Source organism: Bradyrhizobium sp. AZCC 2176 (genome assembly GCF_036924645.1).
GTDB lineage: Bacteria > Pseudomonadota > Alphaproteobacteria > Rhizobiales > Xanthobacteraceae > Bradyrhizobium.
This window is the reverse complement of record NZ_JAZHRX010000001.1, coordinates 5,495,115-5,519,870: the sequence shown is the minus strand read 5'-3', so window position 1 is coordinate 5,519,870 and position 24,756 is coordinate 5,495,115. Positions and strand designations below refer to the sequence as shown.

The window sequence follows — 24,756 nt, the reverse complement described above, 5'->3', positions numbered from 1 at the left end:
CATTCTATCTCTGCGCGGTTGCATGGATTGCTTCGCTTGCTCGCAATGACGCGGATGGTAGTGTCATAGTTTGTTGCGTTGCGTGAGTGTGTGATGGCGTATGCGGCGACAGCCGGGGGATCGCTCCCATCGATGACGGCCGCGCCCGGCGTGCTTGCCTTGCAGCGTGCGATGGTGTGGCTGGTCGGCGCGTCCGGCGCCATCGTCTTCATCGAACCCAGCCCTTACGAATTGGCCACGATTGCCGCCTCGCTGATCTTCTTCGCAACGGGCTTGCGAATGCGGCTGGTGTTTGTGCCGCTGCTATTGCTGCTGTTCCTGATCAATATCGGCTACAGCATCAGTGCGGTCGCCGTGATGGACCGGCCCAATGTGCCGAACTGGATCGCGACCTCCTGGTACATGGCGGTCACGGTCATCTTCTTCGCAATGGTCATTTCCGAGGACACCACCGCGCGGCTCGACATGCTCCGGCGTGGCCTCGTCGTCGGCGCCCTGATTGCGGCGCTCGCCGGCATCGCGGGTTACTTCAATCTCGTTCCAGGCGGGCGCGACCTGCTGACGCTATACGACCGCGCGCGCGGCACCTTCAAGGACCCGAACGTATACGGTGCGTTCCTGATCCTGCCGGCGCTGCTCGCGCTGCAAAGCGTCGTGTCGGACAAGTTCGGCAAATCGCTCCGCAGCGCGATTGCATTCGGCATCATGTCGCTGGCGATCCTGCTGGCATTCTCACGGGCCGCGTGGGGCATGCTCGTCATCACCTCCGCCGTCATGCTGGCGCTGATGGTGCTGACCAGCCGCTCGCAGTCGCAGCGGTCGCGCATCATCGTCATGGCGCTGGTCGTGATGGTGCTTGCTGCCGCGCTGGTCGCCGTACTGCTATCGTTCGATTCGATCTCGCAGCTCTTCAAGCAGCGCGCCAGTTTCGACCAGAGCTATGATGAGGGCCGTTTCGGCCGCTTCGGCCGCCATATCCTCGGCGCCGAAATGGCGCTCGGGCTACCGTTCGGCATCGGGCCGCTGCAGTTCAACCGCTTCTTTCCCGAAGACACCCACAACTCCTACCTGAACGCGTTCATGTCGGGCGGCTGGCTCTCCGGCGTCTGTTATCCCGCGCTGGTCTTCGTCACGGTGCTGACGAGCTTCCGCTATGTCTTCGTCCGCGTGCCCTGGCAGCCGACCTATCTGGCGATCTTCGCAGCTTTTCTCGGCACGGTCGGCGAGAGTTTTATCATCGACACCGACCATTGGCGGCACTTCTGGATGATGCTGGGCACGATGTGGGGCATGTTTGTCGCCGCCGAACGCTGGAAGGCGAACAGCAACTCCGCGATTATGTCGCCCGCGAAGGCTTCCTAGGTCCGCCCGGCTTGGCCTTCTTCACCGGCTTTCCCGTTTGCGTTTTCTCGGGCGCTTCGACCATCGACTTGAGTTCCTCGGTCGCCGCCAGCAACGTCTCGTAGCCCTTCGTCGCAAATCCCACCAGCAGCCGCAGTTCGGTGTCCGAATAGCTCTCCCAGAGTTTGACCATGCCCCGCTGCATGTTTTCGTAGAAGCGCCCGACCCTGACGACGTTCTCCGGGACGGTTGCGATGAACACCTTGCGGCGATCGTCGGGATCGCGCTCGCGGCGGACCAGGCCCGCCTTCTCCAGGCGATCGACGACGCCGGTGATGGCCCCCGTGGTCAGCCCCGTGACCTCCGCCAGCCGCCCTGCGGTCACGCGGCCTTCCAGATTGAGGAAGTCGAGACATTCGAGGTCGGAGCCGGAAATCCCGACGGTATTGGCCACCGTCTGCCCAAAGATCGTACCCTGCGCCGACCCGCGCCTCAGCGCGTATTCGAGTTCCTGCATCAGCGCAGCCCGCACCTTCGCTCTTGACAAAGTCAGCTCCAAACCTTAGTCGGTATACATCTTAGTTGCTAAGATAATTAGCAACTATACATTCGTACCACCTCGCGGACGCATGGAGCAAGACATGAGCGGACGACCGAAAGCGCTGGTCATCGGCGGCGGCATCGCTGGTCCCGTGACGGCAATCTTCCTGAAGAAGGCAGGCATCGACGCCGAACTGTTCGAGGCCTGGCCCTACTCGGCCGGAATCGGCGGCGGCCTGCAGATCGCCCCTAACGGCATGCACGTGCTCGCCGAGCTCGGCCTGGCCGACGAGATGATCCGGCGCGGATCGATCGCAGAATCCTTCGATTTCCATTCGCAATCCGGCGCATGCCTCGGCTCCGTGAACCAGAATATGCGGCAGCGTTTCGGCCAGCCCGCGGTGAACATGTGCCGCGCGACCCTGAACGAGGCGCTTATCGACAGGGCCTGGTGCGAGAGCGTCGAGCTGCGGTTCGAGAAACGGCTGGTCGCCATCGAGGACCGCGCCGACAAGCCCATCGTCGCGCAATTTGCCGACGGCTCCTTTGCCGAGGGCGATTTCGTCATCGGTGCCGATGGCGTGCATTCCGCGGTGCGTAGCCATGTGATTCCGGATGGCCCTAAGCCGCTCGATACCGGCCTGATCGGCTTCGGCGGTTTCGTAGCGCGATCGGTGATCGCGGATGCGCCGATCGGCCGGCGGGTGGCGACGACGTTCGGTCAAAGCGGTTTCTTCGGCTACGGCTTCTGCAGCTCCGACGAGAACGATGGCGTAATGTGGTGGAGCACGCAGCCGTCGCATGGTGCGGACGCCGCGACTTTCCGCGCCATGAGCCAGGATGCGATCAGGCGGCATCTTCTGGATTTCCATGCCGGCTGGCACGACCCGATCCCGCGGATACTGGAGGCGGCCGAGAATATCGTGGTGACGGCGACGCTCGATGTCGCGACGCTGCCGACCTGGTCGCGACAGCGCACGCTTCTGATCGGCGATGCCGCGCACGCCACCAGCCCGCATGCCGGCCAAGGCGCCTCGCTGGCACTCGAAGACGCCATGCGTCTCGGCCGGCTGATGCAAAACCGCCAGGAGCTTGCTCAGATCTTCCAGAATTTCGAGGCCGAGCGCCGTCCCCGTGTCGAGAAGATCGTCGCGCTGGCCCGCCGCAACGGCAACAGCAAACGCGAATTCAGCGCCACCGGCGCCTGGATCCGCGACCGCATGCTGAAGTTGTTGCTGCCACTGTCGGCCAAGGGAATGGACTGGATGTACGCGTATGATCCGCGGGCGGCGTAACGATTAGCGAAGATCCGTAGGGCGGGCAAAGGCGCGCGAGCGCCGTGCCAACCATCTATCTACGAGCTGCCAAATGGTGGGCACGCCGCGCTTTGCCCACGATTCGGCCGGCTACTTCTCCACCGTGAACGTCAGCCCCGCGCGATCAACCAATCGCTTGATCAGCTTGTGCTGCATCGCTGCGCCAGGTGTCCAGATCCCGGCAGCAACATCAGGCGTATCGCGCAGCAGGCAGATCGCGCATTCCGCAATCATCTTCGCCGTCGAGCCGTAGGGATCGCAGTCGCCTTTCACGGACGCGCGCACCTGGCGTCCATCAGGCGCAATCGCGACATAAAGCAAATCGTAAAGGCCGTTTTCACGCTCCACCCTCGACGGCCCCTCGCCTGGCTTGGGGGCATTGGGGCCGGTCTTTTCGTTGTTCGCCGCCATCACAAGCTTCGCGTTCGCTTCTCCCTGCTCGCCGGGACCGGTCAATACCATCTCGTCGTAGATGAATTCGCGGCCGTATGGGAATCCCATAAGCATGTTAGAGCGATGAACGTTCCGCGTGTTGATCAGGGCCATCATGAAAGGCGCGGCCCAGGATTGGAGATCTTCTTCGTAAACCGGCTTGTTACCGCGTGGCTGTCGCGCGCCGCTAAATCCCGGTGTGAGCGCAAAGGGATCGTTCAGGATGGAGATGAGGCTGAGATCCTTGGCGACAGCATCGAACGTCGCCTTTGCGCTTGCGGCAGTACCGCCGGAGAGCGTGCCGCGCATATCGCGGACCCGACCCTTGACGCGAGAGGCGGGCACACCTAACGCGCGCTTGGCCTCCGTCTGGACGAAGAACGCGCCAAGTTCAAACGGCAGTGAGTCGAATCCGCATGAGAACATGATTCGCGCGCCGCTCGCTTTTGCCTGCGCCTCGTGCGCGTCGATCATTTGCCGCATCCAGATCGGCTCGCCGCAATAGTCGAGATAATCGGTGCCGGTCGCAGCGCAGATGGCGACTAGATCGCTTCCATACAACTGATATGGGCCAACACCCGCAATCACCGACTTCGTCTGCTCCACCATCGCCTTCAGCGACGCAACGTCACTTGAATCGGCCACGATCAGCGGTGTATCGGGCGGCGCGCCGATCGCGTCACGGACTGAAGCAAGCTTGTCCTTGCTGCGGCCGGCCATCGCCCATTTCAGATTGGCATGACCCTTGTAATGCGTCGCGAGATATTCGGCGACGAGCTGACCGGTGAAGCCGGTAGCGCCATAGACGACGATGTCGAACTTCGACGAAGACATATTTTGGTTCCTGGAATTGACGCTTGGGCCTTCTTGTCATTGCGAGCGAAGCGAAGCAATCCAAAATCTCTTTGCGGTGTATGTGGATTGCTTCGCTTCGCTCGCAATGACGGTGGTTATTTCTTCGCGTACGAAACGCCCATACCGGCGCGTACGTCGGCCTGGATGCCATAGGGCGCGATCGGATAGCGTAGCCCGTTCTTGGCCAATTGCTTCATGCCGACAATGGCCTTGGCGAGATGCTCGGGCTTCAGCGCCATCAGCATTTCCTCGTCGGGCACGCCGCCATAGCGCCGCTCGGCAAAACACGGTAGCGAGAGCGACGGCTCACCGGTCTTGAGCGCCCTGCCCCAGGAATCGGCACACGCGGTCTCGCCGACCACGCCCCATTCGAACTTCTTGTAGCCGGTATATTGCAGGCCATTGATGAGAATAATCATCTGGCCGGGCGTGGCGTAGACCAGACAAATATCCGGCGGGTTGAGTCGACCGCTGGTGAGCGGGCTCACCGCCATAGCCTGGTACTGTCCAAAAGGCACGACGTCGAGCGCCTCCTGGCGCTTGCGCGCGTCCTCGGCCGTGCCGTGCCAAACACCGACATAATTTTCGCCGGCGAGAAATTTTTCGTCCTGCGGCGCCAGTCCGATCACGGCGCGGCATTGCGCGCCGACGAGATCGTCGCCGGTGATGCCGACGGTCCAGCCGAGCCGCGAGGCCATGCTGACGATCTGGTCGGTGGTATGCACGGCCGAGGGACGGCGGATTTTCGGGATCGCGGCCATCTCCTCGACGCGGGCGAACATCTTGATGCCGATCACGGTCGTCTTCAGGCGAAGCAGATTGTTCAGATCGGCCACCATGCCGGCCAAATCGAGCGCTTCCGGCGTTTGTTGTTGCATGGCGTCAACTCCCGTGATCGGCGCGCTGAACAGCGCCCTGCCCGATTGTAGCGCGACTGGATGGGGGGTGCGACCGCTTACTTCGGCGCCGGCCCCGGCACCAACTCGTCGATCTTGCCGCTGAGCCGATATGCGATCAGGCCGATCCATTCGCGCACCGCAAGATCGGTCCGTCCGAGCCCCTCAACCGCAACGTTTGAAAGCGCCATCAGATCATCGCGTCCGCCGACCCGCCAATCGACGGGATAAGGCTCTACCGCAAATCCTGCTTTGCGGAACAAGCCGACCGATCGCGGCATATGAAAGGCCGAGGTCACCAGCACCCATCGTTCGCCCTCCTTCGGCTTGACCAGCGCCTTGGAGAATTCGGCGTTCTCCAGGGTGTTGCGCGATGCCCGTTCCATGATCAGCCGCGATTTGTCGACGCCGAGGCTTTCAAAGATAGCGCCGGCGAAATCGGCTTCCCTGGCATCGTTCGAGATCAGGTTGGCGCTGCCGCCGGAAAACACCACGCGCGCGTTCGGATATCGCCTCGCCAGCGCGGCGGCAGCAATGATCCGGTCCGGCGCGCCTCGAACCACCGGCGTTTCGTGCGCCACGGAGAGATCGGCTTCGATCGATGCCCCCAGCACGATGATGCCATCAGGCGCGCCGCGCGCGGCGTCCCATGACGGAAATCGCTGCTCCAGGGGATAGAGCAAAGCTTTTCCGAGCGGCGACAGCCCGCAGATCACCAGAAGCAGCACGGTCGCTATCACGAGCTTGCGGCCGAGTGATGCAAAGCGCGTCACCATCAGAATGGCGCCGACGAACCCGACGGCGATCAGGAAATTCGTCGGCAACAGCAGGTAGCCGATCGTTTTGGACAGGACAAAAAACAAGGGAAGCCTCACGGATAAGCAAACTCGTCATACGCGGGCTTGACCGGCGTATCCATCCTTCTTCGATAAAAGGACCTATTCGAAAAAGATGGATTGCCGGATCGAGTCCGGCAATGACAAGTTGAGCAATACCCCCCGGCAAGAAAGCCTCCCCATGCCCCATCATCACCTGCATTCCAGCCCCGAAACCTGCCACTGGGGTTTCTTTGAAGCCAAATTGAAGCCCGTCATGACCATCGCCAGCGGCGATGAAGTCACCATCGACACCGTGAGCGGCGGGCCGGATGTCGTGCCTGACCGAGCCAAGTTTCACGTCCCTCCCGAGCTTGCCGACATTCACGCGCGGAACGAGCGCATGGTGCCGGGCCACATTCTCACCGGCCCGGTTGCGGTTGCAGGCGCGGAGCCCGGCGACGTGCTGGAGGTCGACATTCTCGACGTCCAGCTCCGGCAGGACTGGGGCTATAATCTGATCAAGCCGCTATCGGGCACCCTGCCCGACGATTTCCACGAAACCAGAATTCTGAACATTCCGCTCGATCGCGAACGCATGGTGGGCCGGATGCCATGGGGCCTCGACCTGCCACTCAAGCCATTCTTCGGCGTGATGGGCGTGGCGCCGCCACCCGCTTGGGGCCGCATCACCTCGTTGATCCCGCGGGCGATGGGCGGCAACCTCGACAACAAGGAATTGGGCGCCGGCGCCAAGCTGTATCTGCCGGTATTCGTGCCGGGCGCGCTGTTCTCCTGCGGCGACGGCCACGGCGTGCAGGGCGATGGCGAGGTCTGCGTCACCGCGATCGAGACCGCGCTACAGGGCCGCTTTCGCCTGACGCTGCGCAAGGATCTGCAGCTCGCTTATCCCCGCGCGGAAACGCCCGATCACTACATGACGATGGCGATGGACCCCGACCTCGATCAATGCGTGGTGCGCGCATTGCGCGACATGATCGTGTTGCTCGGCGAGAAGCGCAATCTGTCGCGCGAGGACGCCTACACGCTCTGCAGCCTCGCCGCAGATCTGCGCGTGACGCAAACCGTCAACGGCTCCAAGGGCATTCACTGTATGATTGCAAAGACGATTGTGCACGGCTGACGCCGCCCTCAAAACTCCGAACGCAGTTGCAGCCTGGCGTGAAACACCACGCTGGTTTTTCCGACCAGCGCCGTTCCATTCACTTCCGCCGCGTCGGCGGAATAGGCCCCGGTAAAGCCGCAGGTCACTTCGCGCCCGCCGAACAGCGGCAGGCTGCCGACAGATTTCGTGTGCTCGTTGGTGATCAATTCGCCGCGCCATTTGCCATGATCGGCGCGATAGGAGCCCGTGTAGTAGAAATATGAGTCGCCGCCGGCGATCCTGCCGTCGTGCAGCACGATCACGCCGTTGGCGCGGCCGTGCCCGCCGTCCGTCATCTCGATCTGGATGGTGTAGAGACCGTTCGTTACCGCCATTGCGCCCTTGCCGTCGTCCCCGGACATCATCGGCATTCCCGGTGACGCTAGGCAATCAAGAAAATGGACGCGCGGCTGGATCGTTTCGCCGCGCCCGCGGCCGCTGCCAGGCGCCGTCGGGAGCTGCGTGCAATCGGCGAGCAGCCAGTCCACAGACCCAGCTCCGGATTTTTAGCCGTTTTTTCAAACGGATAGGAAGCTATCCACAAGCCGTTTGACTCATATGTGCAAAACTAAATAGAGTCGAAATAGTAACTTTTCAGTACATCGTTTAAAAGTTAGCGTTCCCCATGGCTACAGAAAAAGCCGAAACCGACCGCGTTCCCGTTACGTTGGCGCTCTCGACCATCAATTATCTCGAAAGACTGGTGAGACAGGGCACCCACGGCACCAGCGTTCCCGGCGTCGCAAGGACTTTGATCGAGGAAGGCATTCGGCTCGCCATCAAGGACGGGCTGCTTGCAATCCGCGACAACGGCAAGGCGTCCTGACGGGAATTTTCGGAACGCGGCGGTTCACACAGAACGTGGAACCGAAAAACATGCTTACGAATTTACCGACCTGGACTACCGATCGCGTCGAATTGCTGAAGAGTCATTTTGAAGCCGGCCTCACCTGCCGCGAGATCGCAGCCAGCATCGGCGTCAGCCGCAACGCGGTGATCGGCAAACTTGCCCGCCTCCAGTTGACGCGCGGCCCGGCCCGCGCCGAACCGCGCCCGACCAAGGCCGCCCGGGAGCGCTCCAGGAAATCCATTCCCAGGCTGCAGTATCAAATCCTGCAAGCCGTCTACGAAAACGCGCAGCCGCTCCAGGAAGAGCCGATTGCCAGCGAACGCCGCTGCTCGCTGTTCGAACTCAGCAACGAGCGGTGCCGCTGGCCGATCAGCACACCTGGCGCCGAGGATTTCTGCTTTTGCGGCAATACGCCGGTGGAAGGCATGCCCTATTGCTCAGGCCACCACCGCCTCGCCTATCGCCCGGGCTCGCGCCAGCGCGTTGTGCGGGCATGACGACGCGCAACATCCGGCTTCCGTGATAACGCCAAAACAAAGCCGGCGTCGGTTCTGATTGGATCAGAACCGACATTACTCTATCCAAGCCGCCAGCCGACCTCTTCCGTAAAGCTCTTGTAGAACTCCGGCGTGTAGGCCTTTTCCGGGGCCTGCCGCACCCGCTCGTCGAGCTTGTGGGCGTCATCGCCGACGAGAATGCGCCAGCGCTCGGTCTTGACGCCGTCGAGGATGATCTTTGCCGCGGCAGCGGCCGTGGTCGGCGCCTCGTCGCGGAAGGAGCGTGCGCGGTCGAGCGCGATCTTCTGGATATCGGCGTCCGACATCGGTCCGGTGTCGATGCCCATGCCCTTCAGGCGCTGCCGCGTCGCCAGGATTTCATTCGGACTGAGCTCTTCGGATTCCGATCCGCTCTGGATCTTGCGCGAATTGGACACGATCGAAGTGCCGATATGGCCGGGCATCACGACGGAGCATTTGATGTGCGGGGCGTTGAGCCGCAGGTCCGTCATCAGCGCTTCGGTAAACCCTTTCACCGCGAACTTGGCGGCGCTGTAGGCGGTGTGCGAGGCGCCCATGCCGACCGAAGCCCAGAAGCCGTTGACGCTCGACGTGTTGACGATGTGAGCCTCGTCCGCCTTAAGCATCAGCGGCAGGAAGGTGCGGACGCCGAGATAGACGCCGCCCCAGCAGATGTTGAAGGTGCGCTCCCACTGCTCGCGCGTGTTGGTGAACAGGCTACCGCCGCCGCCGATCCCGGCATTGTTGAACAGCAGATGGATCTTGTCGGTCGCCTGCTGCTCGATCAGCTCATCGCGAAAACGCTGGAGATGGTCCTCGATCGAGACGTCGGCGACGTGGGTGGTGACGCGAAGGCCCTGCGGCAGATTTTCCGCCTCGCACAGCCGCTTGGTCTCGGCCATCGCCTCCAGGGAAACGTCGCACATCGCGACATTGCAGCCTTCGGCCACGAGCTGGCGCGCGAGTTCGCGGCCCATGCCCGTGCCGCCCCCGGTGATCACGGCAAACTTTCCGGCAAAGTCCTTCATTGAGATCGTAACCTCGGTTTTCGCTTTTTGAATTGGAGCTCATGCCAACGGAGCTCGCGCGCAACAGGACAGTAGCAGGTGGGGATCGCGGGTAAAGCGCAGCGACGTTTCGTCTGGCGGAATTACTCCGCCGCTTCGGTTTGACGGTCCGACGCGCCCAATCCTTCCAGCGCATCAGCGCATCGACGGCGCTATAGATCGCCGGCACCAATCCCGAATTCTATTCGGTCGCCATCGTCATCCCATCAGCGATCGCAGCGGCGCTGATGATCGGCGCGGTGGCGGCATCGTGGGAGCTGCTACAGTGGACAACGGTTGCGCCGTTGCGCGCCCCCGCGCTCGTTGAACCTTTGGCCTCAGCCAACGACCTACTGACCAGAGGCAAGATCAATCCAGTGGAGGCCGCCGTGAGCCAGTGGCGCGATAGCATGGTCGATCGACCGGAAACGGATGGTGCGGCTTACCTGACCGGCTGGACCATCAGCGGACTAGCTGTACTTGGGACCATCGTAGCCATCTGGGCGCTCGGCATCTAGCGGCGGTCAAGACCACAACGGCTGAAATAGCCGATGCAATCGAACAGGCAGGTTACGCGTAGAACCACCGGCGCGCGAGCCACAACGCGCCCAGATAGAGTGTGCCGACGGCCGCGGCGAAAATCAGCGTGAGCGGCCACAGGTTCGAGCCGTGGTACAGGGAGAACAAGCTGAAAGCGAGCGCGGGCGCGGTCAGCAGCAGAGGCGCCAACGCAGCAATGCGCCAGGCGCCGGGCCATTGCCACAGCGTGGCCGGCTGGACGACAAAATAGGCCGGAACGCCGGCCATGACCACGAGGCCGAGGAGCATCTCCATAACGCCTCCTTGCGGTGGATCGATATTGGTCCGGAGCAAGCCTAGCCCGTTCGAATTGTGCTTCCGTTAGTCTCCCCTGCACCACGCGCTGCTGGGTGGGCCAAAATGCTGCGCGCCGGTGACGGTGGCGCGCAATAGCAAGCGCGCCGCGGAAATGACGGCGGAACAGCGTAAGAATCGCCCGTCAGAATCACGGTAGAATCGCGGAAAGCAAGTTTAGGGGATTCAATGAGTTAAATGGTCGGAGCGAGAGGATTTGAACCTCCGACCCCTAGTCTCCCAGACTAGTGCGCTAACCGGGCTGCGCCACGCTCCGATGCCGTTCCATTAGCTTCGATCAGGGCTCGGCGCAAGACGCGCGAGCGGCCTCTTTCAGGCAGGCCAGTTCCCGCCCGCCGCAATCAGCCGTCCTTCAGGGCGCTATCCAGCAACTGCCGGCAGGCGACGAGATCCTGCAGCACCCGCTCCAGACGCTCGCGGTCAGCGTCCGAGGGCCCGGGCTTGCCCTTGGCGAACGGCAGCAAGATGCCGTCATCGTCGGTATCGACAAAGCGATAGTCGATTTCCTTCTCTTCGGTCTCGTAATCCTCGTCGTCGACACCGGCGGCCGGTGTCTCGCCCTCCTCGGGCTCCTGCAGGCTGAGACCGATCGCCTCCTCGACAGCGCCGAACGTGACGGCGGAAGTCTGGTCGGCGAGGCCCTGCACCGATTTGATACCGTGCTCTTTGAGGATCCGCTGCACGCCGCGGATGGTGTAGCCTTCGCCGTACAGCAGGCGGCGGATGCCCTTGAGCAGGTCGACATCGTCGGGGCGGTAGTAACGCCGCCCGCCGCTTCGCTTCATCGGCTTGATTTGGGCGAACCGCGTCTCCCAAAACCGCAGCACGTGCTGGGGAATGTCGAGCTCTTCAGCGACTTCGCTGATGGTACGGAACGCATCCGGCGCTTTGTCCAAATGCTCGCTCCTCTCAACTCATGTTGTTTGTGAAGAGATTACGCGGTCTTGCTACGCGGCCTTTGTACGCGGTCCTGCTACTCGATCTCGCTATTCAGCTTTGCTTTCGCCGTTTCCGGCCGCATGGCCGTTGATCCGCTGCTTCAGAATGGCCGACGGTTTGAACACCATCACGCGACGTGGCGAGATCGGCACTTCGGTACCAGTCTTCGGATTACGTCCGATCCGCTGACCCTTCTTGCGCACCATGAAGGAGCCGAACGACGACAGCTTCACCGTCTCGCCCTTCTCCAGGCAATCGGTGATCTCTTTCAGAACGAGTTCGACAAATGCCGACGATTCCGTTCGCGACAGGCCTACCTTCTGGTAAACCGCCTCGCACAAATCGACACGTGTGACTGTTTTTCCGGTCCCGGTCATCGCCTGCCCCGCACTCTCGGCGAACAATTTATTCCCTGAAATTATGAGGTTAGCACGCAATGGTCAACAGCGACCATCATGCAGAAGCATGGAACAAGGGTACAACTTTAATTGGTACTTTTACGCGGCGCTTACCAGCGCACCAGCGCGGAACCCCAGGTGAACCCGCCGCCCATGGCTTCGAACAGCACCAAGTCGCCTTTCTTCACGCGCCCGTCGTTGACGGCGACCGAAAGCGCCAGCGGGATCGACGCTGCTGAGGTGTTGCCGTGCTGATCGACGGTCAGCACCACCTTTTGCGGTGCAATATGAAGCTTGTGCGCTGAAGCATCGATGATTCGCTTGTTGGCCTGATGCGGAACGAACCAGTCGATGTCTTCGGCCGTAGCGCCGGTCGCATTGAAGGCATCCACGATCACGTCGGTGATCATGCCGACCGCATGCTTGAACACCTCGCGGCCTTCCATCCGGAGATGGCCGACGGTCTGGGTCGTCGACGGGCCACCGTCGACGTAGAGTTTTGCCTTGTGGCGGCCATCCGAGCGCAGATGCGTCGTCAGCACGCCGCGATCGGAAGGCTTGCCCGGCTGATCCTGCGCCTCGAGCACGACCGCGCCGGCGCCGTCGCCGAACAGCACGCAGGTGCCGCGATCGTTCCAGTCGAGAATGCGCGAGAATGTCTCTGCGCCGATCACCAGCGCGCGCTTGTAGGCGCCGGAGCGCAGGAAATTATCGGCGGTTGCGAGCGCGAAGACGAAGCCGGAGCACACCGCCTGCAGATCGAAGGCGGCGCCATGATGGATGCCGAGCCCGTTCTGGACGGCGACCGCGGTCGCCGGAAAAGTGTTGTCCGGCGTCGAGGTCGCCAGCACGATCAGGTCGATCGCCTGTGCATCGATGCCGGCATGTTCCAGCGCCGCACGCGCCGCGTTGATCGCCAGATGCGAAGTGAACTCGCCTTCGGCTGCGATGTGGCGCTGCCGGATGCCGGTGCGCTGCACGATCCACTCGTCCGACGTGTCGATCCGGGCGGCGAGTTCCGCATTGGTCAGCACCTTCTGCGGCAGATAAGAGCCGCAGCCCAGCACGACCGAACGTTTCGCAGTCACGTGACAACCTCCTGCGCGGTTTGCGCTTGAGCCAGCGCACTTCCGTCGCGATTAAGCATCTGATTGATCTTGGTGAGGAGATCGCAGCGCACCGTCTCATAGCCAACATCGACTGCGTAGGCAAAGCCTTCGGCGTTGATTCCGCCATGGCTTTTTACAACCACACCTTTCAGGCCGAGCAAAACGCCACCATTGGATTTGTTCGGGTCGAGCTTGTCCCGGAGCGCCTTGAAGGCGCTGCGGGCGAACAGATAACCGATCTTGGATTGCCAACTACTGGCCATGGCGTTGCGCAGAAAATCCGCCATCTGACGCGCGGTGCCTTCGGCAGCCTTCAATGCGATGTTGCCGCAAAAACCTTCCGACACGATCACGTCGGCCGCGCCCTGCGCGATACCGTCGCCCTCGACGAAGCCGATATAATTGAGCTGCGTCGCGCGCAGCAGCTCGGCGGCCTTGCGGATCTCCTCATGGCCCTTGATCTCCTCGACCCCGATGTTGAGGAGGCCGACCGTCGGACGTTCCCGGTTGAACAGCACGCTCGCCATCGCGCTGCCCATCACGGCCAGCGTCATGAGATGGTGCGCGTCGCCGCCGATCGTGGCGCCGAGGTCGAGCACGACGGAGTGGCCACGGGCGGTCGGCCACATCCCCGCGAGCGCGGGGCGATCGATGCCCGGCATGGTCCGCAGGTTGAACCGTGCCATGGCCATCAGCGCGCCGGTATTGCCGGCGGAAACCGCGACGTGGGCCTCGCCCTTCTTCACCGCGTCGATCGCCAGCCACATCGACGAGTTCTTGCGGCCGCGCCGCAACGCCTGGCTCGGCTTGTCGTGCATGGCGACGGTGACGTCGGTGTGGACCACACGCGAGGCCTTTCTCAGGGCCGGATATTTGGCGAGCTGTTCGTCGATCAGTCTGCTGTCGCCATAGAGCAGAAATTCGCTGTCGGGATGCCGTTCCAAGGAGATGGCGGCGCCGGGAATGACGACCGATGCGCCGACATCGCCACCCATGGCGTCAAGCGCGATTCGAACCTTTTGCGGCATGAACGTCCCGGAAACCTGATCTCTTGCGGCCCTCATAGAGCACGGCCGCGCACTGGAAAGGCACCGCCAAAGCGATGCTCGGCAAAGCGCATCCCCGCGCCCCCGCCGGGCCGCGACAATAGCGTGTCCCTGTCCCGACACAACCTCTTGACCACGCTCTTTTGGTGAAAGGCAAGCGCTGTGACCCGAAATCCAGAATACAAAATATCCCAATATAATTCAATATCTTACGGGACATTCTTGGCGGGATATCACAACCACCTCTAACCGATGGCAGCTTCGCCGGCCACTTTAACTGCCGGCTACTTGCCCTTGGGCTTCCTGGTGCCCGACTTTTTCGGTTCTGCCTTCAACGCCCTCAGCGCTGCGAACGGGTGATCCTCGGGATCGGCGGCTTCAACCATCGGCTCAAATACGGCGCCGGGTTTGCGCGGATAGGGATCGACCGCGAGAAGCAATGCGTCGGTGGCGACCCGGCCGAGATCGATCGTGCCGTTCTCGATCGGCTCGGGCGGATCGGGCGTCTCTTCGTCGCTTTGCTCGGCCTCTTCGATCAGCGCGGCCATCTGCGGGATCTGCTCCGGCGGCGCGAAGGTCAGATCGATCGGCTCGTCGATATCGTTCTCGATCTCCTCCAGCGTCACCACGCAGGTCTGTCCGATCCGCGCCCGCACCTGGCCGGCGACACGGAAACGGCCGCCGCTTGTTGGCGTGACGTCGAACGAGGCCTGCACCGAAAGCACCTCGCGCAAGCCCCCGACATCGGCCACCGCATGGCGGATAGCCTGATCGGCCTCGATGTCGCGATGCAGGCCGATCTCAGGGATTTGCGCCACCGCAACGGGGACGCGCCACGGATCGGGCTTCTCTATCGTACCAGTCTTGCTCATTGCTGCGCGCCATTCTCCGGCAAGGGAAATTTGGCCGAACCGCTCACCAGCGCCGCCTCGTCGGTTCTGTCGAGGGCGGCCATCGCCGCTTCGGCGTAGGCGGCAAGCAGCCGGGCCTTCTCGATGTTCTCGCCGTTCAGGATATTCTTGCACAGCGCCTGTGCCAGTGCCTCGCGGCCCTCCGTCAGCGCAAAATCATAGGCCGCCGTCCGACCATAGAAGGCCTCGCCGAAGGCCTGCATGCGCTTCGGCACTTTGAGGTCGCTAACCGCCATCTCGCGCAGATTATCGTCCATATCGTTGCAAAAATGGTCGAACAGCCCCTGTGACAGGGCCGTGCCGCCCTCCACCGACTTCAGACGCCGCAAGACCAGCCACAAATGCAGCAGAAGCAGGTCAAAGCGGCCGTTAACCGTGTCCGGAACCGCCAAGTCCCGATAAAACGACGGTTCTCGCGCCTGCGTCACGATCATGCCATAGATGGCCTCGATGGTGCCGCGCAACGGCGTCCGGGGTTTCCTGAAGTGATTGAACGGCCAAAGCATTGTGGGTTCCGCACGCGAGCCCTCCAGATTCTTTGCCCGGAGCCCGCGCATGTTGCATTCCAACTTGCTGCCCGGTACGTCAACGCACCGCGCGATGCAAGAGGACGGGCTAATTCCTGAGATGACCGAGATGAGCCACCTGAGCACCTGCGCGCCCTCGCCGCGCCGCCTGACCGCCGGCCGGCGCGGCTTTCGTGCGGCCGCGGCCGTCGCACTGATTTGTGCGATGCTGGGCGGATGCACCGGCGAGCAGTTCCAGAAGGGCTATATCCTGCCGCCCAACGCGCTGGAGCAGATTCCAATCGGCGCGAGCCAGGATCAGGTGCTGATCGTGATGGGAACGCCCTCCACGGTGGCGACGCTGAACGGCGAGGTGTTCTATTACATCTCACAGCGCTCCGAGCGCAAAGTCGCGTTCATGAATCAGCAGGTCGTCGACCAGCGCGTGATCGCGATCTATTTCGACAAAAACCGCCAGGTGCAGCGGCTCGCCAATTACGGATTGCAGGACGGCAAGATCTTCGACTTCATCAGCCGCACCACGCCGACGTCCGGCCAGGAACTCAGCTACCTGACGCCACTGTTCAAGCTGCTCAGCTTTAACTAGAGCGCGTTCCGCCACGCGGAAATCCTGTGCCAGGAAACCTGTGCAAGTCGCACGCTTGCCCTGTACGCGCGCGCTGCCTACGCTCTCTGCCAATAATGATTCAGCAGGGAGTGAACTTGTGACGATTAGAGCTTTTTCTCGACGCCGTGTTTTGACCGGAGCTGCGGCCGTTTCAGCGGCGGCAATCTTGCCGCGCGCGAGCTACGGCTCCGACTGGCGGCCGACCGAGACCGTCCGTCTCATCGTGCCGGCGGCGGCTGGTGGCAGCACCGACGTGATGGGACGGCTGCTGGCCGCGCATCTGCAGACCGCCTGGGGCCAGTCGGCGGTTGTGGAAAACCGTTCCGGTGGCGGCGGCACCATCGGCACCGCCGAAGTCGTGCGCGGCAAGGCGGACGGCCACGTCATCCTGGTCGGCAATCCCGGCCCGAACGCGATTGCCTACAGCATCTTCCGCAACATGACTTACAAGGCCGAGCAGTTGCAGCCGGTCAGCAACATGATCCGGATCCCAAACATCGTGTCGGCCCATCCATCGACCGGAATCAAATCGATCCCGGAGCTGATCGCCTACATCAAGGCCAATCCGGACAAGCTGACCTACGCTTCCTCCGGCGTCGGCCAGAGCCCTCACCTCACCGGCGCCTGGTTCCTGCAGCTCACCGGCCTGAAGATGGTGCATGTGCCGTTCCGTGGCGCCGGCCCGGCGCTGCAGGCGGCGCTGGCCGGCGATATCCAGATCCTGTTCGACAACCTCTATCCGACGCTGCCGCAGACCCAGGACGGCAAGCTGAATGCGCTCTGCGTCACCACTACCGAGCGCAGCGCGCTGGCGCCGAACATTCCGACCATGCGCGAGAGCGCGCCCGAGCTTTCGAAGTTCGACGTCTCCTCCTGGTTCGGCATCTTCCTGCCCAAGGCCACGCCCGCTCCCGCCGTTGACGCCCTCAACAAGGAGATCAAGGCGATGCTGGCGCGCGATGATGTCAAGAAGACCATCGGCAACATGGGCGCCACCGCCGACTGGGGCACGCCGCAGCAATTCTCCGATTTCGTGCAGGCCGAGACGGCGAAATTCGCCGAGATCATCAAGCGCGAAGGTTTGCAGATGGATGTGAATTGAGGATCACGTCATTGCGAGGAGCATAAGCGGCGAAGCAATCCATTCTTTCTAAATGGCCCGATTGCTTCGCGGAGCCTGTCATCGGGCGCGCATTCGCGCGACCCGTTGGCTCGCAATGACGGCGATACAGCCCCAAGCAAAAACCCCGCGGCTTGCATCGCGGGGTTTTCGTATTGATCGACCTTACGCCGCTCAGTGCGCCAGGATCGCCAGCAGCAAGAGCGCCACGATGTTGGTGATCTTGATCATCGGGTTGACGGCGGGACCCGCCGTATCCTTGTAGGGATCGCCGACGGTGTCACCTGTCACGGCCGCCTTGTGGGCGTCGGAACCCTTGCCGCCGAAGTGGCCGTCCTCGATGTACTTCTTGGCGTTGTCCCAGGCGCCGCCGCCCGAGGTCATCGAGATCGCGACGAACAGACCGGTCACGATCACGCCGAGCAGCATGGCGCCGACGGCGGAGAACGCCGCCGACTTGCCGGCCGCACCGCCACCCGCGATCGCGTAGATCACGAAATAGACGAAGATCGGCGACAGCACCGGCAACAGCGACGGAATGATCATTTCCTTGATCGCCGCCTTGGTCAGCAGGTCGACGGCCTTGCCGTAGTCCGGCTTGTCGGTGCCCTGCATGATGCCGGGCTTTTCGCGGAACTGACGCCGCACTTCCTCGACGATCGCGCCGGCCGCGCGGCCGACCGCCGTCATGCCCATCGCGCCGAACAGGTACGGCAGCAGGCCGCCGAACAGCAGGCCGACCACGACGTAGGGATTGTTGAGCGAGAAGTCGGGCAGCACACCCTGGAAGTACGGATGCTTCGCCGAGTTGGCGATGAAGAACTTGAGGTCTTCATTGTAGGCCGCGAACAGCACCAGCGCGCCGAGACCGGCGGAGCCGATCGCGTAGCCCTTGGTGACCGCCTTGGTGGTGTTGCCGACCGCGTCGAGCGCGTCAGTCGACTTGCGGACTTCCTTTGGCAGGCCGGCCATTTCGGCAATGCCGCCGGCGTTGTCGGTGACCGGACCGAAGGCGTCGAGGGCCACGATCATGCCGGCCAGCGCCAGCATCGTCGTGGTCGCAATCGCGATGCCGAACAGGCCGGCAAAGCTGTAGGTGATGAGGATGCCGGCGATGATGACGATCGCGGGCATCGCGGTCGATTCCATTGAGATCGCCAGACCCTGGATCACGTTGGTGCCGTGACCGGTAACCGAGGACGATGCGATCGACTTCACCGGACGATAATCTGTGCCGGTGTAGTATTCGGTGATCCAGATGATCAGGCCGGTAACGGCGAGGCCGACGACGCCGCACTCGAACAGCGCCAGGCCGGTGTACTTGACGCCCGTCAGCGGGCCGAAACCGATCAGCCAATTGATTACCGCGGCAACGCCGAGCAGCGACAGGACACCGGTCGCAATCAGGCCCTTGTACAGCGCGCCCATGATAGACTGGCTGGCGCCGAGCTTGACGAAGAAGGTGCCGATGATCGAGGTGATGATGCAGACGCCGCCGATGGCGAGCGGCAGGGTCATCATGTTCACCAGCAGCGGCGAGGTCGCGAAGAAGATCGCGGCGAGCACCATGGTGGCGACCGCGGTCACCGCATAGGTCTCGAACAGGTCGGCCGCCATGCCGGCGCAGTCACCAACGTTGTCGCCGACGTTGTCGGCGATGGTCGCCGGGTTGCGCGGATCGTCCTCGGGAATGCCGGCTTCGACCTTGCCGACGAGGTCGCCGCCGACGTCAGCGCCCTTGGTGAAGATGCCGCCGCCGAGACGGGCGAAGATCGAGATCAGCGAGGCGCCGAAGCCGAGCGCGACCAGCGCGTCGACGACGACGCGGTCGTTGGCCTTCAGGCCCATCATCTGCGTGAGATAGGCGAAATAGATGGTAACGCCGAGCAGCGCGAGACCGGCCACCAGAAGCCCGGTGATCGCACCGGCCTTGAAGGCGAGTTCGAGGCCGCCGGCCAGCGAAGTCGTCGCGGCCTGGGCGGTACGCACGTTGGCGCGAACCGAGACGTTCATGCCGATGAAGCCGGCCGCACCCGACAGCACCGCGCCGATCAGGAAGCCGATGGCAACCAGCATGCCGAGGAAGTAGGCCAGCAGGGCGAAAATCACGATGCCGACCATGCCGATCGTCATGTACTGGCGGCGCAGATAAGCCTGTGCACCCTCGGCCACCGCCGCCGCGATTTCCTGCATGCGCGCGTTGCCGGCATCCGATTTCAGAACGGAAGACGTCGCCCAGATGGCGTAAACGATCGAAAGCGCTCCGCAGAGCACAATCACCCATAATGCTGTCATAGAAGTTGCCTCAGATGCTGGTTTTCCGCCCCACGCCATCCCGCGAGCGCGGCCGGCGCATATTATGGAGGCCTTCCCTGCCCAAAAGGGTGACCTCAAATCGGCGGGACCATGCCAAAATCGTCTCCCCGGCGCAACGCCGCGGAGGCCAGAATCCGTCGATTTTTGAAAGGATTCACCGCTAACCGGCCTTGCCAAGTTATTGCAAGCGCGGCGGCGGGCGCGTGCCTTGAGATTGGGGCTGGGCCTAAAATACAAGAGCCCGCCCAATCCCATCAGGATCGAGCGGGCTCACGAGCCATTCCAGTACATCCGTGAAACGACCGTTTCGAGGCCTTAGACGAGCGACAGGTTTTCCGCGCTCACCTTGCCCCGCATCTTGTCGGTCTTGAGTTCGAACTGAACCTTCTGACCTTCGGCCAGTCCACCGAGGCCGGCGCGCTCGACGGCCGAGATGTGAACGAACACATCCTTGCTGCCATCGCTCGGCTCAATGAAACCGAAACCCTTTTGACCGTTGAACCACTTCACTGTTCCTGTAGCCATTTTCTCTTCTCCAAAGCACATAGGCTTTTAATTCCGCACGGCGATCGCACGGATTCAAATCCAATATCGACGATGTCTCTGGAAGAAGCCCCTTAGGGCGCGTTCGAAAAGGCACGACGGTAATCGAATAGCAATACACCTATAGGTTTTTCGGCGAAATAGCAATGGCCGGCCGGAAATAAAGGCCGAGGCGTTAACGGTCCCACCTTCAGAAATGGCTGTAAGAGAGCCGTTCCAGCGCGATTTCCCTGCCGTCTGCGTCGATGAACTTCGGAACCGCGCTTCCTGCGACCACCGTACCGATGGAACTCACGGCGACGCCGGCCTCTCGCGCAGCGTGTGCGAACGCCTCAACGCGATCCTCCGGCATCGTGCACAGGATTTCGTAATCGTCGCCGCCGGCAATCAATGTCTCCAGCCCGACAACGCCGCGCGACACAAGATCGCGCGCCGCGTCAGACAGCGGAATCGACGCCAGATCGATCACCGCGGATACGCCGGACACGCCGCACAGCTTGGCGAGATCGCCGGCAAGGCCGTCAGACACATCCATCGCCGCGCTGGCATGGTTGCGAACGATTTCCGCCATTGCCACGCGCGGCTGCGGAACGCGATAGCGCCCGATCAGCGCCTCGCGCGCAGCCTTGTCGGATGCGGCGGCATGCACCTTCCCGCCGCGCAGGATGGCAAGCCCCAGCGCGGCGTCGCCGACAGTGCCGGTCACCATTACGCGCTCGCCGGGTCTGGCGCCGCTGCGATGAACCATCTTGCCCGGCGGCACCCGGCCGAACGCCGTGACCGAGACCGTCAGCGGGCCAGGCGTCTGCACGGTGTCGCCGCCCAGCAGCGGACAGGCGAATTGCGCGGCGTCCTCGCCAACCGCTGCCGCAAACGGTTTCAGCCAGGCCTCGTCAACGTTGCGCAGCGCCAGCGTCAGCAAGAAGCCGGCCGGCACAGCACCCTTCGCCGCGAGATCGGAAAGATTCACCCGCAGCGCCTTGCGCGCGACCGTGTCGGGCGGATCGTCGGGCAGGAAATGCACGCCCTCGACGATGGCATCCACCGTCACCACGATGTCGTTGCCATCAGGCTTCAGCGCCGCGGCGTCGTCGTCGAGACCGAAGGCGCCGGGATCGGTCGCAAGCGGCCGGAAATAGCGCGCGATCAGCGAGTCCTCGCCGGACGCGGGTTTTCCGCTAGCCACGCGCGAACTCGTCGGCGCGGAACTGGCGCGCGATCTGGTCGAGCACGGCGTTGACCATGCCGGTCTCGTCCTTTTCGACGAAGGCATGCGCGACGTCGACATATTCGGACACGACCACGCGGCCCGGCACGTCCTTGCGGTGCTCCAGTTCGTACGAACCGGCCCGCAGGACCGCGCGCAAAATCGCATCAATCCGCTTCAACGGCCAGCCCTTCTGGAGCGCATCGTCGATCAAGGGATCGAGCCTGGCCTGGTCGCGCACCACGCCGGCCACCACATCCTTGAAGAACGCGGCCTCCGCCGGCAGGTATTTGTCGCCCTCGACCTCGTTGCCGAGCCAGTGGCTTTCGAACTCGGCGAAAATGTCATTGATCCCGGCGCCCGCGATATCCATCTGGTAGAGCGCCTGCACGGCGGCGAGCCGCGCCGCACCGCGGCGGTTGGCTTTCTTGTCCGGACTTTTCGCTGGCCTCTTCTGATCTGCCATCGTCAGGCCTTTGTCAGCCGGCGCTTGATCCGCAGCATCGCCAGCGCCGCGCGCGCGGCGTCGCCGCCCTTGTTCAATTCGCTGGCGCGCGCCCGCGCCCAGGCCTGCGCGTCGGTATTGACCGTGATGATGCCGTTGCCAAGCGGAACTTTTCGCGCAACGGCCAGATCCATCAGCGCGCGCGAAGATTCGATCGAGACGATCTCGAAATGGATGGTGTCGCCGCGCACCACGCAGCCGAGCGCAATTGCCGCATCATAAGGCTTGCCGTTGTTTTCAGCAGCATCGAGCGCGATCGCGATCGCGGCCGGAATCTCGAGCGCGCCGGGCACCGTGAGGACGTCATGTGTCACTCCGGCCGCCTTCAGCTCGGCGATGGCGCCCTCCAGCAGCGCATCCTGGATGTCGTCATAGAACCGCGCCTCGACGATCAGCGCGCGCGCGCCTGAAATGTCGGTCTGGTCTTTTAGAGGGGCGCGCCGTGCGTCTGCCATTATCTGCCTTCGTCGTCATTGCCGGGCTAAAGCGCGAAGCGCGTCTACCCCATTTGGCTACCGGCAATCCATCCTGCCAGGGAAGCCATCTTGTGAAGCCATCTTGTTAAGAGGATGGATACGCCGGTCAAGCCCGCGTATGACACTTTTGTTGTTGCCGTTACGTCATTTCCGACAGCCGCGCCGCATAGCGGGCCATCAGATCGACCTCGATATTGACCTCGCTGCCCGCGCGCCAGCCGCTGAGCGTGGTGACGCTGAGCGTGTGCGGGATGATCAGCACCGAAAACGTGACATCCTCGACCGTATTCACGGTCAGCGATACGCCATCCAGCGTCACCGAGCCCTTGGCGGCGATGAAACGCGCCAGCTCCCGCGCGGTACGCAGTTCGAACCGCGCCATATCAGGCAGATCGTCGCGCTTGACGATGGTCGCAATGCCGTCGGCATGCCCCGCGACAATATGGCCGCCGAGTTCGTCGCCGATCTTCAGCGCCCGCTCGAGATTGAGTTTGGTGCCCTTGAGCCAATGCTTGGCCGTGGTCATGCCGAGCGTCTCGGCGGCCGCGTCGACGTCGAACCAGGTCCTGCCGCCTTCGACGCCCGAAGCGACCACCGTCAGACAGACACCATTGCAGGCGATCGAGGCGCCGTCGGCGATCGTCGTCTGGTCGTAACGGCAGGCGATGCGCATGCGGTGCAACTGGCCCTGCGCCGTTGGCGTGAGGCTAACGATCTCGCCGATGTCGCTGACAATTCCGGTAAACATTAGGCGCGCTCGTAAATCGTAAGAGTCTCTTTGCCGAGGCTTTCGCTAGCACGAGTCTTGAAGGCAGGCGACCCGGTGAGAGCCGACAGCGGCAATGCGTCCAGCGCGGGAATGCCGTCCGTCCCAATCTTATCAGGCCCACGCAGCAGCCAGATTTCATCGACCAGGCCGCTAGCTACGAATGACGCGGCGACCCGCGAACCGCCCTCCACCATCAGCCTCGTGATGCCCTTTTCGGACAGCGCGCGCAGCGCCGCCGGCAGATCCAGCCCGGGCGGCTGCGCGGTCGCCGCAACGCGCATCACCTGCGCGCCGGCCGCGCCGAGTTTCATGGCAGCGGGGGCCTCGGCGAAGTCCGACGTCATGACCCAGAGCGGCGTCTGGCGCGCGGAATGGACCAGCTTGCTCGTACCCGGCAGCCGCAGCGCGCGATCCAGCACCACCCGCACCGGTGACCGGGCGTCCATGCCCGGCAGGCGGCAGGTCAGAACCGGATCATCCGCCAGCACGGTGCCGATGCCGACCAGGACGGCATCACATTGCGCACGCAACAGATGCACGCGAGCCTTCGCCGCCTCGCCGGTGATCGCGACCGGCTTGCGGCCGGCAGCGCCGATCTTGTCATCGGCGGAGACGGCGAGTTTCAGGATCACATGGGGGCGCTTGTCGCGGATACGGCGGAAATGCCCGGCGTGATCGTGCGCGGCTTCCGCAGCGCCGAGGCCGACATCAACCGCGATGCCGGCGGCGCGAAGTTTGGCGTGCCCCTGCCCGGCCACTTCAGGATTGGGGTCCTCGATCGCCGAAACCACGCGCGCGATGCCCGCCGCGATCACCGCATCGACGCAGGGCGGCGACCTGCCGAAATGCGAACAGGGCTCCAGCGTCACATAGAGCGTGGCGCCCCGCGCGGCCTCGCCGGCACGTCTCAACGCCTCGGGCTCGGCATGCGGCCGCCCGCCCGCTTGCGTCCAGCCACGGCCAACGATGACGCCGTCCTTGACCACGACCGCGCCGACGGCCGGGTTCGGCCAGGTGCGACCCAGCCCGCGGCGGCCGAGTGCGAGCGCAAGCTGCATGAAGCGCAGGTCGGCCGCTTTGGCCTCTTTGAGTTTCTGCCCGTATTGGTCTTCCAGAATGCGGAAGATCATTTGCGTAACGTGGCGACCCGTGCGGCGTCTTCCGCGGAGAGTTCGCCGAGCACGGCCTCAAAATCCTTGGCCTCGCGGAAATTACGATAGACGGAGGCGAAGCGCACATAGGCGACGTCATCGAGCTGGCGCAGATGCTCCATCACGATCTCGCCGATCGCCTCCGAGGATACTTCCGCCTCGCCACCGCTTTCGAGTTCGCGCACGATCGCGGAAACCATCTTCTCGACCCTTTCAGGATCGACCGGCCGCTTGCGCAAGGAGATCTGCAGCGAGCGCACCAGCTTGTCGCGGTCGAACGGCACCCGGCGGCCGTTGCGCTTGATCACGGTCAGTTCGCGCAACTGCACCCGCTCGAAGGTCGTGAAACGGAAATTGCAGGCGATGCACACCCGCCGCCGCCGGATCACGGCCGAATCCTCGGTCGGACGGGAGTCCTTCACCTGCGTATCGAGACTGTTGCAGCTCGGACAGCGCATCCAATG

At 63.0% G+C, this 24,756-nt stretch carries 29 protein-coding genes and 1 tRNA gene; 8 read left to right on the top strand and 22 right to left on the bottom strand.

Translation table 11 applies throughout. From position 1 onward, the window contains the following. Nucleotides 1–93 precede the first annotated feature (93 nt). Nucleotides 94–1,362 carry an O-antigen ligase family protein gene (locus tag V1288_RS25925; RefSeq protein ID WP_334359738.1) on the top strand — a complete coding sequence of 423 codons (1,269 nt, stop codon included), beginning with the start codon at nt 94–96 and terminating at the stop codon, nt 1,360–1,362. Here the strand turns inward: V1288_RS25925 and V1288_RS25920 are convergent. Further along, complete coding sequence (locus tag V1288_RS25920) at nt 1,337–1,858, bottom strand: MarR family winged helix-turn-helix transcriptional regulator (RefSeq protein WP_334361404.1); 522 nt, start codon at nt 1,856–1,858, stop codon at nt 1,337–1,339. The two genes, V1288_RS25925 and V1288_RS25920, sit on opposite strands and share 26 nt — an antisense overlap. A 124-nt stretch (nt 1,859–1,982) precedes the next feature. Here V1288_RS25920 and V1288_RS25915 point away from each other — a divergent pair, with 124 nt between their 5' ends. Beyond that, nucleotides 1,983–3,176: an FAD-dependent oxidoreductase gene (locus V1288_RS25915; RefSeq protein ID WP_334359737.1), complete on the top strand. Its 1,194-nt coding sequence runs from the start codon at nt 1,983–1,985 to the stop codon at nt 3,174–3,176. Between the two features lie 111 nt (nt 3,177–3,287). Here V1288_RS25915 and V1288_RS25910 read toward each other — a convergent pair whose 3' ends face one another. The 3 genes from V1288_RS25910 to V1288_RS25900 form a co-directional block, all read right to left on the bottom strand. Beyond that, the gene (locus V1288_RS25910) at nt 3,288–4,463 is read right to left on the bottom strand and encodes a saccharopine dehydrogenase family protein (protein WP_334359736.1); all 1,176 of its coding nucleotides are present in this window, start codon (nt 4,461–4,463) and stop codon (nt 3,288–3,290) included. Between the two features lie 116 nt (nt 4,464–4,579). Continuing rightward, entirely contained in the window at nt 4,580–5,362 is a 783-nt protein-coding gene (locus V1288_RS25905) for a DUF169 domain-containing protein (protein WP_334359735.1), read from the bottom strand. Nucleotides 5,363–5,439: 77 nt separating this feature from the next. After that, entirely contained in the window at nt 5,440–6,243 is an 804-nt protein-coding gene (locus V1288_RS25900) for a YdcF family protein (RefSeq protein ID WP_334359734.1), read from the bottom strand. 154 nt (nt 6,244–6,397) lie between these two features. On the opposite strand from V1288_RS25900, the gene V1288_RS25895 reads away from it, so the two are divergent. Next, nucleotides 6,398–7,339, top strand: coding sequence for an acetamidase/formamidase family protein (locus V1288_RS25895; protein WP_334359733.1), 942 nt, complete (start codon nt 6,398–6,400; stop codon nt 7,337–7,339). 8 nt (nt 7,340–7,347) lie between these two features. On the opposite strand, the gene V1288_RS25890 is transcribed toward V1288_RS25895, so the two are convergent. After that, on the bottom strand, nt 7,348–7,722 hold the full coding sequence (locus tag V1288_RS25890) for a GrlR family regulatory protein (RefSeq protein WP_334359732.1): 375 nt from the start codon (nt 7,720–7,722) through the stop codon (nt 7,348–7,350). Between the two features lie 263 nt (nt 7,723–7,985). On the opposite strand from V1288_RS25890, the gene V1288_RS25885 reads away from it, so the two are divergent. Both V1288_RS25885 and V1288_RS25880 read left to right on the top strand, forming a co-directional pair. Continuing rightward, nucleotides 7,986–8,186, top strand: coding sequence for a hypothetical protein (locus tag V1288_RS25885; RefSeq protein ID WP_057839093.1), 201 nt, complete (start codon nt 7,986–7,988; stop codon nt 8,184–8,186). A 50-nt stretch (nt 8,187–8,236) separates the two neighbouring features. Continuing rightward, entirely contained in the window at nt 8,237–8,707 is a 471-nt protein-coding gene (locus tag V1288_RS25880; RefSeq protein ID WP_334359731.1) for a GcrA family cell cycle regulator, read from the top strand. Nucleotides 8,708–8,787: 80 nt separating this feature from the next. On the opposite strand, the gene V1288_RS25875 is transcribed toward V1288_RS25880, so the two are convergent. Then, complete coding sequence (locus V1288_RS25875; protein ID WP_334359730.1) at nt 8,788–9,756, bottom strand: SDR family NAD(P)-dependent oxidoreductase; 969 nt, start codon at nt 9,754–9,756, stop codon at nt 8,788–8,790. Nucleotides 9,757–10,022: 266 nt separating this feature from the next. On the opposite strand from V1288_RS25875, the gene V1288_RS25870 reads away from it, so the two are divergent. After that, nucleotides 10,023–10,292 (top strand): hypothetical protein, encoded by a 270-nt coding sequence (locus V1288_RS25870; RefSeq protein WP_334359729.1) that lies wholly within the window; start codon nt 10,023–10,025, stop codon nt 10,290–10,292. A 52-nt stretch (nt 10,293–10,344) separates the two neighbouring features. Here V1288_RS25870 and V1288_RS25865 read toward each other — a convergent pair whose 3' ends face one another. The 8 genes from V1288_RS25865 to V1288_RS25830 form a co-directional block, all read right to left on the bottom strand. Beyond that, a complete protein-coding gene (locus V1288_RS25865) occupies nt 10,345–10,608 on the bottom strand; it encodes a hypothetical protein (protein ID WP_334359728.1) in 264 nt (87 codons plus the stop codon). 238 nt (nt 10,609–10,846) lie between these two features. Next, nucleotides 10,847–10,924: transfer RNA gene (locus V1288_RS25860), tRNA-Pro, on the bottom strand. Nucleotides 10,925–11,009: 85 nt separating this feature from the next. Next, complete coding sequence (locus V1288_RS25855; RefSeq protein ID WP_334359727.1) at nt 11,010–11,564, bottom strand: MerR family transcriptional regulator; 555 nt, start codon at nt 11,562–11,564, stop codon at nt 11,010–11,012. Nucleotides 11,565–11,654: 90 nt separating this feature from the next. Beyond that, the gene (locus tag V1288_RS25850; protein WP_334359726.1) at nt 11,655–11,984 is read right to left on the bottom strand and encodes an integration host factor subunit alpha; all 330 of its coding nucleotides are present in this window, start codon (nt 11,982–11,984) and stop codon (nt 11,655–11,657) included. A 131-nt stretch (nt 11,985–12,115) separates the two neighbouring features. Further along, nucleotides 12,116–13,093, bottom strand: coding sequence for a beta-ketoacyl-ACP synthase III (locus V1288_RS25845; protein ID WP_334359725.1), 978 nt, complete (start codon nt 13,091–13,093; stop codon nt 12,116–12,118). Next, nucleotides 13,090–14,142, bottom strand: coding sequence for a phosphate acyltransferase PlsX (gene plsX / locus V1288_RS25840; protein ID WP_334359724.1), 1,053 nt, complete (start codon nt 14,140–14,142; stop codon nt 13,090–13,092). The genes V1288_RS25845 and plsX overlap by 4 nt, the downstream gene beginning before the upstream one ends. A gap of 302 nt (nt 14,143–14,444) precedes the next feature. Beyond that, complete coding sequence (locus V1288_RS25835; protein WP_334359723.1) at nt 14,445–15,032, bottom strand: YceD family protein; 588 nt, start codon at nt 15,030–15,032, stop codon at nt 14,445–14,447. Continuing rightward, the gene (locus tag V1288_RS25830) at nt 15,029–15,577 is read right to left on the bottom strand and encodes a ubiquinol-cytochrome C chaperone family protein (RefSeq protein WP_334359722.1); all 549 of its coding nucleotides are present in this window, start codon (nt 15,575–15,577) and stop codon (nt 15,029–15,031) included. Before V1288_RS25830 ends, V1288_RS25835 begins: the two co-directional genes overlap by 4 nt. 130 nt (nt 15,578–15,707) lie before the next feature. On the opposite strand from V1288_RS25830, the gene V1288_RS25825 reads away from it, so the two are divergent. Continuing rightward, nucleotides 15,708–16,184, top strand: coding sequence for an outer membrane protein assembly factor BamE (locus tag V1288_RS25825; protein ID WP_442893986.1), 477 nt, complete (start codon nt 15,708–15,710; stop codon nt 16,182–16,184). A 118-nt stretch (nt 16,185–16,302) separates the two neighbouring features. Continuing rightward, nucleotides 16,303–17,307, top strand: coding sequence for a Bug family tripartite tricarboxylate transporter substrate binding protein (locus V1288_RS25820; RefSeq protein ID WP_334359721.1), 1,005 nt, complete (start codon nt 16,303–16,305; stop codon nt 17,305–17,307). Nucleotides 17,308–17,499: 192 nt separating this feature from the next. Here V1288_RS25820 and V1288_RS25815 read toward each other — a convergent pair whose 3' ends face one another. The 8 genes from V1288_RS25815 to nrdR all read right to left on the bottom strand — a co-directional run bounded on the left by V1288_RS25815 (nt 17,500) and on the right by nrdR (nt 24,750). Continuing rightward, a complete protein-coding gene (locus V1288_RS25815; RefSeq protein ID WP_334359720.1) occupies nt 17,500–19,620 on the bottom strand; it encodes a sodium-translocating pyrophosphatase in 2,121 nt (706 codons plus the stop codon). Between the two features lie 336 nt (nt 19,621–19,956). Continuing rightward, entirely contained in the window at nt 19,957–20,166 is a 210-nt protein-coding gene (locus V1288_RS25810) for a cold-shock protein (RefSeq protein WP_028345703.1), read from the bottom strand. Between the two features lie 208 nt (nt 20,167–20,374). Next, entirely contained in the window at nt 20,375–21,370 is a 996-nt protein-coding gene (gene thiL / locus V1288_RS25805; protein WP_334359719.1) for a thiamine-phosphate kinase, read from the bottom strand. Beyond that, the gene (nusB, locus tag V1288_RS25800; RefSeq protein WP_334359718.1) at nt 21,363–21,857 is read right to left on the bottom strand and encodes a transcription antitermination factor NusB; all 495 of its coding nucleotides are present in this window, start codon (nt 21,855–21,857) and stop codon (nt 21,363–21,365) included. Before nusB ends, thiL begins: the two co-directional genes overlap by 8 nt. A gap of 2 nt (nt 21,858–21,859) precedes the next feature. Beyond that, on the bottom strand, nt 21,860–22,351 hold the full coding sequence (gene ribH, locus V1288_RS25795; protein WP_334359717.1) for a 6,7-dimethyl-8-ribityllumazine synthase: 492 nt from the start codon (nt 22,349–22,351) through the stop codon (nt 21,860–21,862). 160 nt (nt 22,352–22,511) lie between these two features. Beyond that, nucleotides 22,512–23,120, bottom strand: a complete 609-nt coding sequence (locus V1288_RS25790; protein ID WP_334359716.1) for a riboflavin synthase — start codon at nt 23,118–23,120, stop codon at nt 22,512–22,514. Beyond that, nucleotides 23,120–24,271 (bottom strand): bifunctional diaminohydroxyphosphoribosylaminopyrimidine deaminase/5-amino-6-(5-phosphoribosylamino)uracil reductase RibD, encoded by a 1,152-nt coding sequence (gene ribD / locus V1288_RS25785; RefSeq protein WP_334359715.1) that lies wholly within the window; start codon nt 24,269–24,271, stop codon nt 23,120–23,122. The genes V1288_RS25790 and ribD overlap by 1 nt, the downstream gene beginning before the upstream one ends. Continuing rightward, complete coding sequence (nrdR, locus tag V1288_RS25780) at nt 24,268–24,750, bottom strand: transcriptional regulator NrdR (RefSeq protein WP_057849401.1); 483 nt, start codon at nt 24,748–24,750, stop codon at nt 24,268–24,270. Before nrdR ends, ribD begins: the two co-directional genes overlap by 4 nt. Nucleotides 24,751–24,756: the final 6 nt, after the last annotated feature.